15 protein-coding genes are annotated in these 15,829 nt (G+C 59.7%); 13 read left to right on the top strand and 2 right to left on the bottom strand.

Translation table 11 applies throughout. From position 1 onward, the window contains the following. Positions 1-25 precede the first annotated feature (25 nt). Entirely contained in the window at positions 26-565 is a 540-nt protein-coding gene (locus tag ACFFIY_RS11435; protein WP_354195070.1) for a transcription repressor NadR, read from the bottom strand. Between the two features lie 137 nt (positions 566-702). Between ACFFIY_RS11435 and ACFFIY_RS11430 the strand changes: the two genes are divergently transcribed. The 8 genes from ACFFIY_RS11430 (at position 703) to ACFFIY_RS11395 (ending at position 8,020) form a co-directional block, all read left to right on the top strand. Next, entirely contained in the window at positions 703-1,866 is a 1,164-nt protein-coding gene (locus tag ACFFIY_RS11430) for a LysM peptidoglycan-binding domain-containing protein (RefSeq protein ID WP_354195072.1), read from the top strand. Between the two features lie 6 nt (positions 1,867-1,872). Then, positions 1,873-2,742: a phosphotransferase gene (locus ACFFIY_RS11425; RefSeq protein WP_354195074.1), complete on the top strand. Its 870-nt coding sequence runs from the start codon at positions 1,873-1,875 to the stop codon at positions 2,740-2,742. 149 nt (positions 2,743-2,891) lie between these two features. Next, entirely contained in the window at positions 2,892-3,497 is a 606-nt protein-coding gene (gene ruvA / locus ACFFIY_RS11420) for a Holliday junction branch migration protein RuvA (protein ID WP_354195076.1), read from the top strand. 73 nt (positions 3,498-3,570) lie between these two features. Beyond that, positions 3,571-4,584, top strand: coding sequence for a Holliday junction branch migration DNA helicase RuvB (gene ruvB, locus ACFFIY_RS11415; RefSeq protein ID WP_354195078.1), 1,014 nt, complete (start codon positions 3,571-3,573; stop codon positions 4,582-4,584). A gap of 2 nt (positions 4,585-4,586) precedes the next feature. Further along, the gene (gene queA / locus ACFFIY_RS11410; protein WP_354195080.1) at positions 4,587-5,642 is read left to right on the top strand and encodes a tRNA preQ1(34) S-adenosylmethionine ribosyltransferase-isomerase QueA; all 1,056 of its coding nucleotides are present in this window, start codon (positions 4,587-4,589) and stop codon (positions 5,640-5,642) included. Beyond that, positions 5,639-6,781 carry a tRNA guanosine(34) transglycosylase Tgt gene (tgt, locus tag ACFFIY_RS11405; protein ID WP_354195082.1) on the top strand — a complete coding sequence of 381 codons (1,143 nt, stop codon included), beginning with the start codon at positions 5,639-5,641 and terminating at the stop codon, positions 6,779-6,781. The genes queA and tgt overlap by 4 nt, the downstream gene beginning before the upstream one ends. A gap of 40 nt (positions 6,782-6,821) precedes the next feature. Then, positions 6,822-7,094 carry a preprotein translocase subunit YajC gene (gene yajC / locus ACFFIY_RS11400; protein ID WP_354195084.1) on the top strand — a complete coding sequence of 91 codons (273 nt, stop codon included), beginning with the start codon at positions 6,822-6,824 and terminating at the stop codon, positions 7,092-7,094. Between the two features lie 287 nt (positions 7,095-7,381). Continuing rightward, entirely contained in the window at positions 7,382-8,020 is a 639-nt protein-coding gene (locus ACFFIY_RS11395) for a DUF421 domain-containing protein (RefSeq protein ID WP_354195086.1), read from the top strand. An 11-nt stretch (positions 8,021-8,031) separates the two neighbouring features. Here ACFFIY_RS11395 and ACFFIY_RS11390 read toward each other — a convergent pair whose 3' ends face one another. After that, positions 8,032-9,543 (bottom strand): putative polysaccharide biosynthesis protein, encoded by a 1,512-nt coding sequence (locus tag ACFFIY_RS11390; RefSeq protein WP_354195088.1) that lies wholly within the window; start codon positions 9,541-9,543, stop codon positions 8,032-8,034. Between the two features lie 91 nt (positions 9,544-9,634). Between ACFFIY_RS11390 and ACFFIY_RS11385 the strand changes: the two genes are divergently transcribed. The 5 genes from ACFFIY_RS11385 to ACFFIY_RS11365 all read left to right on the top strand — a co-directional run bounded on the left by ACFFIY_RS11385 (position 9,635) and on the right by ACFFIY_RS11365 (position 15,827). After that, on the top strand, positions 9,635-9,967 hold the full coding sequence (locus ACFFIY_RS11385; RefSeq protein WP_354195090.1) for a post-transcriptional regulator: 333 nt from the start codon (positions 9,635-9,637) through the stop codon (positions 9,965-9,967). A gap of 135 nt (positions 9,968-10,102) precedes the next feature. Beyond that, complete coding sequence (gene secDF, locus ACFFIY_RS11380; protein WP_354195092.1) at positions 10,103-12,370, top strand: protein translocase subunit SecDF; 2,268 nt, start codon at positions 10,103-10,105, stop codon at positions 12,368-12,370. Positions 12,371-12,450: 80 nt separating this feature from the next. Then, positions 12,451-12,819 carry a LapA family protein gene (locus ACFFIY_RS11375; RefSeq protein WP_354195094.1) on the top strand — a complete coding sequence of 123 codons (369 nt, stop codon included), beginning with the start codon at positions 12,451-12,453 and terminating at the stop codon, positions 12,817-12,819. Between the two features lie 156 nt (positions 12,820-12,975). After that, complete coding sequence (gene recJ / locus ACFFIY_RS11370) at positions 12,976-15,324, top strand: single-stranded-DNA-specific exonuclease RecJ (protein ID WP_354195096.1); 2,349 nt, start codon at positions 12,976-12,978, stop codon at positions 15,322-15,324. Then, the gene (locus tag ACFFIY_RS11365) at positions 15,315-15,827 is read left to right on the top strand and encodes an adenine phosphoribosyltransferase (protein WP_354195098.1); all 513 of its coding nucleotides are present in this window, start codon (positions 15,315-15,317) and stop codon (positions 15,825-15,827) included. The genes recJ and ACFFIY_RS11365 overlap by 10 nt, the downstream gene beginning before the upstream one ends. Positions 15,828-15,829 lie beyond the last annotated feature (2 nt).

Raw genomic sequence — 15,829 nt, 5'->3', positions numbered from 1 at the left:
CACTCTGCACTCCGCGCCGGATTGGTCAGTCCTCATCCGCCAGGAACCCCTGCTCCCGCAGGGCTTGTTCGGCGCGGTTGAGGATTTCTTCGCTGTCGGCGGTGATGGTGTGGAGATGCGGGCCGCCGGTGAGCTGCAGCAAGTACGGGGAATCGGTTTCCCGGACCCTCTCCAGAAACTGACGGACGTCGTGCCGGTTTGCGACCATCAGGCTGGCCGTCAGTTCACCGTACACCGGGTGTTCGACAGTGACGTCGCGGACGGCGGCGCCGGCGTCGACGACCGCGTTTAATTCGTCTTCGGTATCGTCTGCCGTATGAAGGCAGGCGAGCTTCTTTTCAAACAGCGCCCGGCCGCCGGCTCCTGCCGATGCACCGAACACATAGCCTGCACTCGTGGCGATGATCGGCTCGTCCTGCGCTTTCAACAGCGTGACATCCCCGACGATCACCTGGCGGCTCACACCTGCTTCCCTTGCCAGATCGGCGCCTTTCACCGGTCCGTCCGCCTGTTTCAGTCTGTCGAGCAGCCATTCGCGCCGCTCGTCCCCCTTGCGTTTTTGCACATTCAGGTCTCCTTCCGTCATAACTCCGCCCACTTGATTCATAGCTTATTTTGAGGATGAACTGCGTCAATGTCAAAGTTTCGGTGTCATTGCCCATGGGGGGTTCATACGATAGACCGATGGAAGGGGGAACATGCATGCATGTGCATATTGTGCAGAAGGGGGACACCCTCTGGAAAATTTCCAGACAGTACGGGGTGCCCTTTGAAGAAGTGAAACGGCTGAACGCCCATCTGGCGAATCCCGACTACATTGTTCCCGGGATGAAGATTTTCCTGCCGGATCACGTGAAAAAAGGCAAGGGCGAGAAGCCGATGGAACACCCGTACAAGGACGGCAAGCCGAAAAAACCGACGCGGGTTCCGCCGGCTTCAGAGTCTTCGGGTCTGAAACCGGTTCCGCCGCCTCCGGCCAAGCATCCGGCTCCTCCGAAAAAAGAAACGAAGCCGGCACCGCCGCCGGCCATGAAACCGCCGGTCCCGCCGAAGCTGCCGGAAATGCCGGCCGTGCCGCCGGCTGCGGAAAAGCCATTGCCGCCGCCACCGCCGCCTGCACCGCCTGCCCCGCCACCGGCACCGCCTGCTCCGCCGGCGCCTCCTGTCCAGGAATGTCCGACAGAATCGCCTGAAAAGCCAATGCCAATGCCGATGCCGCAGCAGCCGTGCGCGTGCTCCATGATGCCGGTCATGCCGATGAACTGCTGCTGGATGCCGGTCTGGGACATGGAATGCCAGCCGGGCCACTGGAACATGGCGATGCCGTACATGCAGATGCCGATGCAGCAGATGCCGATTCAGCAAATGCCGCAATACCCGATGTATGATTATCCGGCCCAGCAGATGCCGCAATATCCGGTGCAGCCGATGCCGGCCTATCCGGAATCACCTGAGCAAACGCCTCCTGCCGCACCGCCGTCCGCGCCGCCGATTGCCGGCCAGGGACAGAGGATGGAGTCTTCGTCGTTCCCGGGTTCGCCGTATCCAAAAACCGGATGGACGATCATGGAGTCCACTTCCTGCGAATCGTCGCTGATGCACTATCCTGAACGCCTGGCGGGCGCCGGCGAGATGCCGATGCAACACGGGCCGGCCGAATCAACCTGCGGATGCGGCGGGGACCAGGTTCAGGTGCCGCACGCCGTACAGTCTGCCGCCTGGCCGTACTGGCCGTCCGCCTATCCGTCAATGGGCGCCCATCCTTACAGCGGAGGATGGCCTGCATGCCACGGATGCGGGATGCCTTACCAGCATGGCTGGAATGCATGCCACATGTGCGGCACGCCGTATCACGGAGGCTACTGACCGGCCATGGCCGCCGGCGGAAACTTCAGACAGATCAAGCCGAATGTATGGAAATGGGATGTCGCGGGGAAAGGATACTCACTGAAGAAATACGATTCATATGAAGTGGCAGCGAAAGTCCGCCGCATCCACAAAGAACTGGAGAAGATCGGATTTGCCCATGCACTCCCGGTGATCGGGGCGGCGGACGAACGGACGGTCATCCAGCCCTGGCTGGAAGGGGCGCGGCCTGCGGATTACGCAACGAGAAGCGGGAGGGGGCGCACGCTGGCGGTCCTGAAAGCCCTCCATGCCACGTCCGCCGTATTTGACTGGACCTCGGTCCCGGGAATGAGATCCTACCCGCTCATCGCCAAATGGGAAGACCGGCTCGAGCGGTTCCGGAGCAGAAGGAAGGAACTCGAACCGTATATCGGCAGCCAGGCATTCGAGACGACGGTATTCCATGCGGAAGAGGCGCTCAAAGCCATCCGCAAATCCTATGATCCCGATGAAGGGTGCACGCTTTTGCACGGCGATGTCGTCCACCACAACTTCCTGAAAGGGAACGACGGCCGCTTTGTCCTCATCGATTTCGATCTTGCCTGCACCGGACCGCCGGGAACGGAAACCGCCCTCTGGATCCACCGTGTGCTGCCGCATGTCGGCTACGACTTCGACTACCTGGCGGGGGAACACCCGTCGCTCGCCCGGCTTTCCAGATCATCGCTTGACCTGATCCTGTATCCGAACGAAATCCTCCGGGAATGGCTGTACCTTCTGTCGCTGGAAGAAGAGAAGCGGACCGTGCTTGCCGGACGGCTCGTCCGCTACACGGAAAAAGCCTTGTCCCGTTGGATCCCCCTCTGCTATCAGGTGACGCAGTCGGGGAAGTAAGACAACAGAATGCATCGGCACGGAGAGGCCCGGGGCCCGCTCCGTGCCGTTTTTTATTGCCCCGTCGGAAGGTGTGCGCATGCCTGCCGGGGTGCGGAAAGGGGAACAGATATGCTATAATCAACAGGATGTGACAGGGGGAGAACGGATTGTACGATTACATAAAAGGGCAGATCACGAGAGTGACGCCCGAGTACATCACGGTGGAGCAGGGCGGGATCGGCTACCAGATCATGACGCCGAATCCGTATGCGTTCCATTCGGGCAGCGAAGAGCAGCAGATCTTCACGCACCTCCACGTGCGGGAGGACATCATGCAGCTGCTCGGCTTCCGGACGGCGGAAGACCGGGAGCTGTTCCGGAAGCTCATCACCGTGACCGGCGTCGGGCCGAAGGGGGCACTCGCCATCCTGGCCGGCGGCATGACCGCACAGGTCGTCGCGGCGATCGAGTCCGAGGACGAGAAGTTCCTCGTCAAGTTCCCGGGTGTCGGAAAGAAGACCGCCCGGCAGATCATCCTGGATCTGAAGGGCAAACTCGAAGGCGTTGCGGAAGGCCCGTCGTTGTTCAATCCGGAAGAGACCGTGCCGCAGTCCGGATCCAACCATGAACTGGAAGAAGCGCTGCTGGCACTGGCCGCACTCGGCTACTCCGAACGGGAACTGGCCAAGATCCGCACTCGCCTTGAGGAAGAGGAGCATGACACGGAAGGCTATATGAAGAGGGCGCTCGCGCTGCTGCTGAAGCAGGGGTGAATCCGCCCGGCTGTTGAATGGAACCCCGGCTGTCCGGGGATGAATGAAGAACCGGAAAACAGGAGGTGCCGGCATGGAAGGACGCGTCATATCAGGGGAAGCCTCGTCGTTTGATGAACGGTTCGAGCAGTCGCTGAGGCCTCAGCTGCTCGGCCAGTACATCGGCCAGGACCGGGTCAAGCACAATCTCGGCATCTTCATTGAAGCGGCGAAGGGACGGGAAGAATGTCTTGACCATGTGCTGCTGTACGGTCCGCCGGGTCTTGGGAAGACGACGCTCGCCTCGGTCATCGCGAACGAGATGGGCGTCAATTTCCGGACGACGAGCGGCCCGGCGATCGAGCGGCCGGGTGACCTGGCGGCGATCGTGTCTTCGCTAGAGCCGGGTGATGTGCTGTTCATCGACGAGATCCACCGGCTCAGCCGGGCGATCGAGGAAGTCCTCTATCCCGCGATGGAGGATTTTTCGCTCGACATCGTCGTCGGCAAAGGCCCGGAGGCGCGCTCGATCCGGCTCGACCTGCCGCCGTTCACGCTCATCGGCGCCACGACGCGCGCCGGTTCGCTGTCGGCGCCGCTGCGGGACCGGTTCGGCGTGCCGCTCCGGCTTGACTATTATGACCGCAGGGCGCTTGCCGAGATTGTCGTCAGAAGCGCGGACATTTTCGGCGCGCCGATCGACCGGGACGCGGCGGAAGAGCTTGCGATGCGTTCAAGAGGCACGCCAAGGATCGCCAACCGGCTGCTCAAGCGCGTACGAGATTACGCACAGGTGCGCGGAACCGGCGACATTACGTTGCCGATTGCACAGGAAGCGCTCGAAATGCTCCAGGTCGACTCTCACGGCCTTGACAGCATCGACCACAAGCTTCTCACGTCGATGATCGAACGCTTCCGCGGCGGCCCGGTCGGCCTGGATACGATTGCCGCCAGCATCGGCGAAGAATCGGCCACGATCGAAGACGTGTACGAACCTTACCTGCTGCAGATCGGTTTTCTGCAGCGGACGCCGCGCGGGCGTGTGGCCACGTCCGCCGCATACGAACACTTCGGCATCGAAGAGCCAGAAGACGGAAGAAGGAATTAAAAATGAACATCGAAGATTTCGATTTTGACCTGCCGGAAGAACTGATCGCCCAGACCCCATTGAAGGACCGGACCGGCTCACGACTGATGGTCGTCGACCGCGAAACCGGGGAAGTGGAGGACCGTCAGTTCCCCGACATACTTGATTACCTGGAAGCGGGCGACTGTCTCGTCCTGAACGATACGAAAGTGCTGCCCGCCCGCCTGCTCGGGACAAAGGAGGAAACGGGCGCGACGATCGAAGTGCTCCTCCTCACCGACAAAGGTGATGATGAGTGGGAAACCCTCGCCAAGCCGGCGAAGCGGGTGAAGCCCGGCACGGTCGTCACGTTCGGCGACGGCCTGCTGAAGGCAGTCTGCACGGGCGTTTCCGATCACGGGGGCCGGACGTTCAAATTCCAGTACGACGGCATTTTCTACGAAGTGCTTGACCGGCTCGGCGAGATGCCGCTGCCTCCGTACATCCATGAAAAACTCGACGATCAGGACCGCTACCAGACCGTCTTCGCGAAAGAACGGGGATCCGCCGCTGCGCCGACCGCCGGCCTTCACTTCACCGAGGAGCTGTTGGACCGGATCCGTGAGAAGGGTGTGGAGATCGTGTTCATCACGCTGCACGTCGGTCTCGGCACATTCCGCCCGGTGAGCGTCGACTCAATCGAGGAGCATGAAATGCACTCCGAGTATTACAGTGTTTCGGAAGATGCCGCGTCGTCGATCCGCCGGGTGAAGGCGGCCGGCGGCAAAGTCATCGCGGTCGGCACGACATCGACCCGGACACTCGAGACGATCGCCTCCGAACACGGCGGGGAAATCGTCGCGTCGGGCGGATGGACGTCGATCTTCATTTATCCCGGCTACCCATACAAAGCGATCGACGGCCTGATCACGAACTTCCACTTGCCGAAGTCGACGCTCATCATGCTCGTCTCCGCGCTCGCCGACCGTGAAGCGATTTTGAGCGCCTACCGGCATGCCGTGGACGAGCGGTACCGATTTTTCAGTTTCGGCGATGCGATGTTCATCAAGCCGACAAACAGGAAAGGAAGAACCGAATGACTCCAGCAGTCACGTACGAACTGATCAAGAAAGACAAGCAGACCGGCGCGCGCCTCGGCATCGTCCACACGCCGCACGGCTCATTTGAAACACCGGCGTTCATGCCGGTCGGCACGCAGGCGACCGTGAAGACGATGTCGCCTGAAGAACTCAAGGAAATCGGATCGGGCATCATCCTGAGCAACACGTATCATCTTTGGCTGCGGCCCGGCCATGACATCATCAAGGAAGCGGGCGGCCTTCACCGGTTCATGAACTGGGACCGGCCGATTCTCACCGATTCCGGCGGCTTCCAGGTGTTTTCGCTGAGTGACATGCGAAAAATCGAAGAAGAAGGCGTTCATTTCCGGCACCACCTCGACGGCAGCAAGCTGTTCCTGAGCCCCGAGAAGTCGATGGAGATCCAGAACGCTCTCGGCTCCGACATCATGATGGCGTTTGACGAGTGCCCGCCTTATCCGGCGTCGCATGATTATATGAAGGCGAGCGTCGAGCGCACATCGCGCTGGGCGGAGCGCTGTCTGGCGGCCCATGACCGGCCGCAGGACCAGGCGCTGTTCGGCATCGTGCAGGGCGGCGAATTCGAGGAGCTGCGCAAACAAAGCGCGGCCGATCTCGTGTCGCTCGATTTTCCGGGCTATGCCATCGGCGGCCTGTCCGTCGGCGAGCCGAAGGACGTCATGAATGAAGTGCTCGGCTTCACGACGCCGCTCCTTCCGGAAAACAAGCCGCGCTACCTGATGGGCGTCGGTTCGCCGGATGCGCTCATCGACGGATCGATCCGCGGGGTCGACATGTTCGACTGCGTCCTGCCGACCCGCATTGCGCGAAACGGCACGCTCATGACAAGCCAAGGTCGGCTCGTCGTGCGCAACGCGAAATTCGCCCGCGACTTCGGCCCGCTCGATCCGAACTGCGACTGCCACGTCTGCAAAAACTACAGCCGCGCCTATATCCGCCACCTCATCAAGGCGGAAGAATCGTTCGGTATCCGGCTCACTTCTTACCATAACCTGTATTTCCTGCTTCATCTGATGGAACAGGTCCGCCAGGCGATCCGCGAAGATCGCCTCGGAGACTTCAGGGAAGAATTTTTTGAGCAGTATGGCTATAACAAACCGAATGCAAAAAACTTCTGAACCCTGTATACTGAAACCATGCAAGAAAGGGGGAGAATGAATGGAAACATTAGTAGCTCTTGCACCGCTCATCCTCATGTTCGCCGTCATGTGGTTCTTCTTGATCCGCCCGGCGCAGAAGCGGCAGAAAACAACACAAAAAATGCAATCTGAATTGAAACGCGGCGACGAAGTCGTGACCATCGGCGGCCTTCACGGCACGATCGATGCCGTCGACGACTCGACCGTTTTCCTGAAATGCTCGGACGGCTCCCGTCTCCAATTTGAACGCGCGGCAGTCGGCCGCGTCGTCAACCAGGGACCCGGCGCTTAAGAGAGAAAAATGAGGAAAGCTGCACAGCCAGGCGGACTTCCCGCCGCGGCCGTGCAGCTTTTTGATTGCTTGCAAAGGGGGATTGCGGCTTAGAGACCGATTCAGCTTGCTAAGAGACCGATTCGCTTCTCTAAGAGACCGATTCCCGCTTTTAAGAGTCCGATTCCTGCCGCTAAGAGTCCGGTTCCTCTAATTCAGCCGGAGTCCCCGACACTCACCCGCACTCCGCCCGACGCATGTTTTGCCGGCGGTTCATCCATACTGTTTGTTGAAAGGCGGTGGCGGGCGTGGAAGATTTAGTGACGGTCATCTGGAGAACGTTTTTCCTGTATGTGCTCATCATCATTGTGCTCCGCCTGATGGGCAAGCGCGAACTTGGTCAGCTCAGCGTCATTGATCTGGTGATTTCCGTCATGATCGCGGAGGTGGCGGCGTTTGCGCTGGATGATCCGAAGTCGGATCTGGTGCTCTCCGTCACGCCGATTTTGCTTCTTCTCATCATTCAAGTGGCGGCTTCCTTCATTTCGCTGAAAAGCAAGAAATTCCGTGATCTCGTGGACGGGGATCCGACGGTGATCATCCGTGGCGGGACGATTGACCAGTCGGCCATGAAAAAGCAACGTTACAATCTCGATGATCTCCTTCAGCAGCTGCGGGAACAGCAGGTCGGATCGGTGACGGAAGTGGAATATGCCATCCTGGAGCCGTCCGGCAATCTCGCGGTGTTTAAAAAGGACGGCAGTCAGCCGATCCTTCCTCTCATCACGGACGGATTCATCCAGAACTCCCACTTGTCGCTGATCGGAAAAGACAGAAAGTGGCTCATGGAAGAGCTTCAAAAATCAGGATTCAACAATGCCGACTCCATCTTTTTCTGCACTTACGAAAACGGCCGCCTTCACATCCAGCAGAAGGACGGCGCGTGATCGATCCGCGGTCAAAACCGCTTTGCGAGCTTTCGCATCATCCGGATGTCCGACAGCCGGAAATAGCGGAAGAGGAACAGCAGTGCGATGAGGAATCCGGACGTCACGACGATGTCTCCGAGCATGCCGAACGGGACTTCTTCGATGAGAAGCGGACGGGCGGCGACCGTGATGATAAAACTCAGGTATGGAATGACGAACATCGAAAACCCGGCGGACGCCTCCCGTTTTTTGCGCAGTGTCGCGATGTGAAGAAATGATGTGACGAGCACGCCGAACCCGATCGCCATGACGGCCCCCGCTTCCTGCAGCCCCGGCCTGGACGCAAGAATGAACATGACGGCCAGCTTCCCGATCCCGCCGTAGACGGAGTTCATCATCGCGGCCTTTGCCTCCTGCATCGCCTGGAGGATCGAATGGAGCGGCCCCTGGATATAGTAGAAAAAGAAAATCGGCGCGAGCATGAGCATGTATTTCTCGCCGTTTGAAATATGGAACAGCTTGACGGCCAGTTCCGCGCCGTGCAGGAAAAACACGGCCGCCGCGATGCTGCCGGTGATTGCCGACACCCGCAGCGACAAGTGGATCCGCTCTCTCAGCAGTCGGATGTCGTTGAGCGCGGCCGCCCCGGAAACCGCCGGAACGAGCACGACGGACAGCGCGTTCGGCACAAACGCGGGGAATAAAAGCAGCGGGATGAGCACCCCGGAAATGACCCCGTACAGCGAAGTGGCGGCCACGACGCCGACCCCGGCCAGTCCGAGCGCCCAGATGAAGACGATCGGCTCAAGGAACCAGGTGAACGAGCCGAACAGCCGGCTGCCCGATGACGGCAGGGAAACGGACAGCAGCGGACGGAGCGGATAATTGCCTTTCGGCGGTGAGGGATTTTTCTTCTTCGCCTGTCCATATTTGATCCAAAGGTAAAGGAGTGTCGCAAGCTCCGCAACGCCCGTGATCGCCATCGCCCAGCCTGCGGTCATCGCGGGCCGCGAAGGATCGGCGAGGATCGGAAGCAGCCAGCTGATCAAGGCAATGCGGACTGTCTGTTCAAGAATCTGAGACCAGGCGGTTTCTTCAATCCGGGCGATCCCCTGGAAATAGCCGCGGATCAGCCCGGACGCCGTGGCAATCGGCAGCGCGGCGATGGAAATATAAAGAACGACCGAAGTTTCGGGATTGCCGAGAAGCGTGCCGGCGAGCGGCGGGACGAGCAGGATGAACACCGGGATCAGGACGACCGAAGCGGCAACCGACAGGACGGCCGAAGTCCGCATCACCTGCTGCTGACGGCTCCGCTCGCCGCGTGCATGGAGCTCGGCCACCACTTTCGCGACGCCGATCGGCAGCCCGAGCTGAATCAGGGCGAGGAAGAAGATGAATGCCGGGTAGGCGGTCATGTAGGTCCCGACCGCTTCTTCTCCGGCGGTCCGCATGAACTGCATCCGGTACACGAACCCGAAGAACTTGGACAGGAACACGGCGCCCATCAGGACGAGCGTGCCTCTAAAAAATGACGACAACTGTTCACATCCTTCTCATGTTGGCCGAAATCCTTTACAATATGCGTATGCGGGCGAACAGGCCCGTACGACATGGAAAGGCGGGGAAGGAATGGCGGATGCTCTGGACAGTGAACAGTTCGGCCGGCTCAGGCCGGCGCTTGCCAGCAAGACCGAGGAATTCCGCTTTTACGGCTACGGTTCGGTGAGCGAAGAAGATCTTTGGCGGTATTGCACAAAGAAGCTATGGCGCAAGAAGGACCCGGCACAGATGCCGCTACATGAAATGGTCGCGGACATCCTCTCCGTCACGCCCGCCCGGTATATGACCCATTCCCAGGTCGAAGGGCTCCGGTCGGCAGCCGCGCCCGGCGGCACACTCGGGGGCTTCGACGAAGAAGAATTCCGCGAACTGCTCGCCCCGAGAGGACCGGTCTCCGGCTGAAAATGTCACGTTAAAGCGAATTGACACGCTTTGCAACGTGTTCCATAATGGAACTGTTGCTTTTTTTGTGCGTCTTACATATGTGTTCCAGTTTAGAAAGACGCTCCGTGTTGCAAATGAATAGGGGGAACCAGAATGAAAACAAGAGGGCGCATCGTCGCTTTTCTATTGCTGCTGCTGCTGTTTGCCGGAACGATCGGCGGAACGGCGAAGCAAGTCGCAAAAGATGTCAACCTCGGCCTCGACCTGCAGGGCGGGTTTGAGGTTCTGTATCAGGTCGAGCCGCTCCGGGACGGCCAGAAGATCACGGAAGATGTTGTTTCCGACACTGCCCGTGCACTGACGGACCGGATTGACGTCCTCGGCGTCAGCGAGCCGAACCTCCAGGTCGAATCCGGCAACCGGATCCGTGTCCAGCTCGCCGGCATCGAGGACCAGGAATCGGCCCGTGAATTGCTGTCCACCCAAGCCAACCTGACGTTCCGTGATACGAACGACCGCCTCCTGCTCGACGGGGATGACCTTGTTGCGGGCGGCGCCAAGTCGACGTTCAACGACCAAGGCCAGCCGATCGTCACGCTTCGCCTGAAGGATGCGTCGAAGTTCGGCGAAGTCACGTCCGAGATCAAGGACATGTATCCGAACAACCAGCTCGTCATCTGGCTCGACTTTGACGAAGGCAAGGATTCGTATGCGGAGGAAGCAAAGAAGCCGGATCCGAAATTCATTTCGGCGCCGAACGTCAGCAAGACGATCATGTCGTCGGATGTTGAAATTTCGGGTTCCTTCACAGTTGACGAGACGAAGCACCTCGCCGGCATCCTGAATGCAGGTGCGCTTCCGGTCAAGCTCCATGAGATCTATTCGACGTCCGTCGGCGCGCAGTTCGGTGAGCAGGCGCTCAACAAAACTGTCTTTGCGGCCGCAATCGGCATCGGGATTGTCCTCCTGTTCATGCTTCTTTACTACCGTGTTGCCGGGTTTGTTGCGGCGATCACGCTGTCCGTCTACGTGTATCTCGTGCTTCTCGTGTTCAACCTCCTGAACGGGACACTGACACTTCCTGGCATCGCGGCCGTCGTGCTCGGGGTCGGGATGGCCGTCGATGCGAACATCCTGACATACGAGCGAATCCGGGAGGAACTCCGGATCGGCGGCACCGTCAAAGAGGCGTTCCGCGCCGGGTCAAGGTCGTCGTTCACGGCGATCCTCGATGCGAACGTGACGACGCTCCTCGCCGCGGTCGTCTTGTTCATCTTCGGGACAAGCTCCGTCAAAGGGTTCGCGACGATGCTCATCCTGTCGATCCTGCTCAGCTTCCTGACGGCGGTCTGGGGGTCGCGCATGCTGCTCGGCCTCCTCGTCCACAGCAACATCCTGGACGGCAAGCCGGGTGCATTCGGGCTATCCCGCAAATGGATCCATCCGAGGGAAGAGCATGTCGACGTGCTGGAGCTCACCACGCGGTTTGACCGCTTTGACTTTGCACACAACAGGAAAAAGTTCTTCACGTTCTCGATCATGTTCCTCATCGCAGGGGCCATCATCCTCGGAGTGTTCAAGCTGAACCTCGGCATCGACTTCACGCAAGGGACGCGCGTGGAAGTGCTGGCCGACAGCCCAATGACCGTTGAACAAGTGGAGGGCCAGCTCGAAAAGATCGGCCATCCGTCCGATGATGTGGTCATTTCCGGCGACAACAGTGACATTGCGGTCATCCGCTACAAGGATGACTTCACGCAGGAGCAGATCAACAAGCTGAAGTCGGACTTGAGTGCCCAGTACGGCCACGACCCGAACGTCAGCACCGTTTCGCCGACGGTCGGCCGCGAATTGGCGCAGAACGCGGTCAAGGCGCTCGCCATCGCCATGATCGGGATCATCATCTATGTGGCATTCCGGTTTGAATGGCGGATGGGCGTTGCGTCGATCGTCTCGCTCCTCCATGACGCTTTCTTCATGATTGCGCTGTTCAGCCTGCTCCGTCTGGAAGTTGACATCACGTTCATCGCGGCGATTCTCACGATTGTCGGTTACTCGATCAACGACACGATCGTCACATTCGACCGGATCAGGGAAAATCTGCACAAGACGAAGAAAATCGAGACCGAGGAAGACCTGGCGAACGTCGTCAACAAGTCACTTCGCCAGACGCTCGGCCGTTCCGTCAATACGGTGTTCACCGTTCTCGTGGTCGTTCTCGCGCTCATGCTGTTCGGCGCCGAGTCAATCCGGAACTTCTCGATTGCGCTTTTCGTCGGCCTGCTCGCAGGCACGTACTCTTCGATCTTCATCGCCGCACAGCTCTGGCTCGTGCTCAAAAAGCGGGAGATCAAGAAAAAAGGCTCGCTCGATGTTCAGAAAAAAGAACGGGAATGGGGCTCGGACGACCCGGTCGTCTGATCTGGTTTCCGTATATGGAGAGACAGGGTATACGAATTGTATATCCTGTCTTTTCTAATGGACGGAAAGGAGGACGCCGTATGAAATCACAATGGGCATTGCTGCTCGGTCTCGTTTTCGCCATCATCGTCGCCTGGTTCGCCATCGTGAACGTCGAGTCGGTTCCGGTGAATTACGTGTTCGGCACGTCGGACTGGCCGCTCATCCTTGTCATACTCGCTTCCGCGCTGCTCGGCGCCGCAGCTAGCGGACTCGTCTCCGTGTTCCGCTCGGTTTCCATGCAGCGGAACATCCGCCGCCTCGAGAAGGAAGTGAATGAAAAGGAACTGAAGATCGCCGACCAGCAAAACGAAATCGCCGATCTCCAGCAGTACGCCAGCGCCTTCGCCGACACGGAAGCCGACCGCCGGGCATCCGCGGAAGCGGAAAGGCCGGACGGGGGCTTCTGAAAAGACGGCATCGAAAACCAGAAACGGCCGGGACAAGCATGCCGCGAAGCAGACACGCTCTGCCCCGCGGCATGCTTTTTTGTGCGTGTTCTCATTTGGAAATCCAAGACGCTTCCAGCCGATGGATGCTATAATAGTTTCCGAGGAAGTGATGGAATGATTGATTCGATGAAACGCTGGCGGACGCCCGAAACAGACGGCGACGCCGTGAAGGCATTGGCCGGTTCGCTCGGCCTGTCACCGATTGCGGCCAAGGTCCTCGCCGCCCGGGGATTCACCGACCCGGCCGAGGCCTCGGCTTTTATCAACATGGACCTCGGCAGCTGGCATGACCCGTTCCTGATGAAGGACATGGACACCGCCGTCGAGCTGATCAACTCACATATCCGGCGGGGAAGCCGCATTGCGGTGTACGGCGACTACGACTGCGACGGCGTCACGAGCACGACCGTGATGATGAAGGCATTGCTGTCGCGCGGCGCGGATGCGTTTTATGCGATCCCGAACCGGTTCAAGCACGGCTACGGTCCGAACACGGAATTGTTCACGGAACTGTATGAAAAAGGGGCGTCGCTTATCGTGACGGTCGATAATGGCATTTCGGGGATCGAGCAGATTGCCGCAGCAAAGGCACTTGGGATGGACGTCATCATCACAGACCACCATGAACCCGGAGAAGAGCTTCCGCAGGCGGATGCCATCATCCATCCGCGTCATCCGGAGGGGAATTATCCGTTCGGTGACCTGGCGGGCGTCGGCGTGGCGCTCAAGGTCGCCCATGCGCTGACGGGCGATTTCCCGGCAGATTCGATTGACCTCGGCGCGATCGGCACGGTGGCGGACCTCGTGCCGCTCAAGGGGGAGAACCGCCTGATCGTAAAAAAAGGACTTGAAAAGCTCCGGCATTCCGCGGACCCGGCCGTCAAGGCGCTGTGCAAGGCGGCGAATGTGGAGCAGCCGGCCATCGACGAAGAGACGATCGGTTTCGGGTTCGGCCCCCGGATCAATGCGCTCGGCCGTCTCGGCGACGCGGGCCCGGCCGTCCGGATGTTCCTGACCGAGGACCCGGCGGAAGCGTCGATGCACGCGTCCTCGCTTGACGAGCGCAACCGGGAGCGGCAGAAGATGGTCGCCGCCATTGCGGATGAGGCGATCGCCTGGGTGGAGGATACATACGGCGACCGGATTCCGCATGTATTGACCGTGGCGGGGGAAGGCTGGAACCCGGGCGTCGTCGGCATCGTGGCGTCCAAGCTGACCGAGCGCTTCTACCGGCCGTCGCTCGTCCTGTCGATCGACCGGGAAAAAGGGATCGCCAAGGGCTCGGCACGCAGCATCGAGGGCTTCCATCTGTATCAGGAGCTGGCAAAAAACGCAGATCTGATCCCGCATTTCGGCGGCCACCCGATGGCGGCGGGCCTCACGCTGCCGATCGACAACGTCGGGGCGCTCCGCGATAACCTGATCCGCCAGGGGGAAGAGACGCTCACGGAAGAGGACCTCGTCCCCGTGCTCGACATCGATGTGACATTGTCGCTGGATGAAGTGGATCTGGCATCGATCGAGTCGCTGCGAGAACTCGCCCCGTTCGGCGTCGGTTTTGTCAAGCCGGTGTACGGCATTTCGGAGCTGTCGGTCGAATCCAGCCGGAAAATCGGCTCGATGCGCAATCACCTGAAGCTGACCGTCACGGACGGGCGCAATCAGCTCGACGTTGTCGGGTTTGGGCTCGGCCACATCGAGGACGAACTGACGCCCGATGCGAAAGTGAGCATTGCCGGCGATCTTCAGATCAACGAGTGGAACGGCCGGAAAAAGCCGCAGCTGCTCCTGAAAGACCTGAAGTCGTCCGGCTGGCAGCTGTTTGACGTGCGCGGGGAACGCGTGCTGTCGCGCTGGCTGCCGAGCATTCCGGCAGACGCGCTTTTCGTCGCGTTCAAAAAAGAGAACGCGGCAAAATTCCGTGCGGACACGGGCAAGGAAATCCTGCTGTGCAGCCAGGTGGAACCGGCCCGGGGAAGCTCGCTTGTGATCCTGGACCTCCCGGACTCGATGGAGGAACTGGAGGGCCTGCTCGGCTCCTGCAGCCCCGCTCGCGTTTATACGCATTTCCATGTGCCCGAATCCAGGTACTTCATGGGGATTCCGGACCGCAAGCAGTTCGGCTGGTATTACACGTTCCTCAAGCAGAAAGGCCAATTCCATGTGATGCGCGAAGGCGAGCGCCTGGCCAAGCATCGCGGCTGGAGCCGTGATACAATTATCTTCATGACAAAGGTGTTTTTCGAGCTCGGGTTTGTTACAATGGAAAACGGGTTTGCCGTCGCCGTGGGCGATCCCCCGAAGAGGGATCTGTCGGAATCCGGCAGCTATCGCGGGCTGGAGCGGCAAATCGAGATCGAACAGGCTTTGTTATATTCGCCGTACATGGAATTAAGGCGGGTCATCGGCGCCGTTCTGGACGCCCCGGACACCGCCCGGGAGGAGCAGCAACTATGGATTTGAAGCAATACGTGACGGTCGTGGACGATTATCCGAAGCCGGGAATCAGCTTCAAGGATATCACGACGATCATGGACAACGGTCCGGTCTACAAATATGCGACCGACCAGATCGTGGAATACGCCAGAGAGGTCGGGGCCGAGATCATCGTCGGTCCCGAAGCGCGCGGGTTCATCATCGGATGCCCGGTCGCCTATGCGCTGGAAATCGGCTTCGCGCCCGTGCGCAAGGAAGGCAAGCTGCCGCGCGAGACGATCAAAGTCGAATACGGCCTGGAATACGGCAAGGATGTGCTCACGATCCACAAAGATGCCATCAAGCCGGGCCAGCGCGTCCTCATCGTCGACGACCTGCTTGCAACGGGCGGGACGGTCGAGGCGACTGTTGACCTCGTCGAGCAGCTCGGCGGCATCGTGGCCGGCTGCGCGTTCCTCATTGAGCTCGGCTATCTAAACGGCCGGGACAAGCTTAAAGGCTATGACATCCATGCGCTCATTCAATATTGATT

The organism is Bhargavaea ullalensis (genome assembly GCF_042432615.1).
GTDB lineage: Bacteria > Bacillota > Bacilli > Bacillales_A > Planococcaceae > Bhargavaea > Bhargavaea ullalensis.
This window is presented reverse-complemented; position numbering and strand designations above follow the sequence as displayed.

Excerpts from the sequence above, each read along its gene's own strand:
- ACFFIY_RS11430 (WP_354195072.1), top strand. The coding sequence starts at position 703 with ATGCATGTGCATATTGTGCAGAAGGGGGACACCCTCTGGAAAATTTCC.
- ACFFIY_RS11425 (WP_354195074.1), top strand. The coding sequence starts at position 1,873 with ATGGCCGCCGGCGGAAACTTCAGACAGATCAAGCCGAATGTATGGAAA.
- ruvB (WP_354195078.1), top strand. The coding sequence starts at position 3,571 with ATGGAAGGACGCGTCATATCAGGGGAAGCCTCGTCGTTTGATGAACGG.
- queA (WP_354195080.1), top strand. The coding sequence starts at position 4,587 with ATGAACATCGAAGATTTCGATTTTGACCTGCCGGAAGAACTGATCGCC.
- tgt (WP_354195082.1), top strand. The coding sequence starts at position 5,639 with ATGACTCCAGCAGTCACGTACGAACTGATCAAGAAAGACAAGCAGACC.
- yajC (WP_354195084.1), top strand. The coding sequence starts at position 6,822 with ATGGAAACATTAGTAGCTCTTGCACCGCTCATCCTCATGTTCGCCGTC.
- ACFFIY_RS11385 (WP_354195090.1), top strand. The coding sequence starts at position 9,635 with ATGGCGGATGCTCTGGACAGTGAACAGTTCGGCCGGCTCAGGCCGGCG.
- secDF (WP_354195092.1), top strand. The coding sequence starts at position 10,103 with ATGAAAACAAGAGGGCGCATCGTCGCTTTTCTATTGCTGCTGCTGCTG.
- ACFFIY_RS11375 (WP_354195094.1), top strand. The coding sequence starts at position 12,451 with ATGAAATCACAATGGGCATTGCTGCTCGGTCTCGTTTTCGCCATCATC.
- recJ (WP_354195096.1), top strand. The coding sequence starts at position 12,976 with ATGATTGATTCGATGAAACGCTGGCGGACGCCCGAAACAGACGGCGAC.
- ACFFIY_RS11365 (WP_354195098.1), top strand. The coding sequence starts at position 15,315 with ATGGATTTGAAGCAATACGTGACGGTCGTGGACGATTATCCGAAGCCG.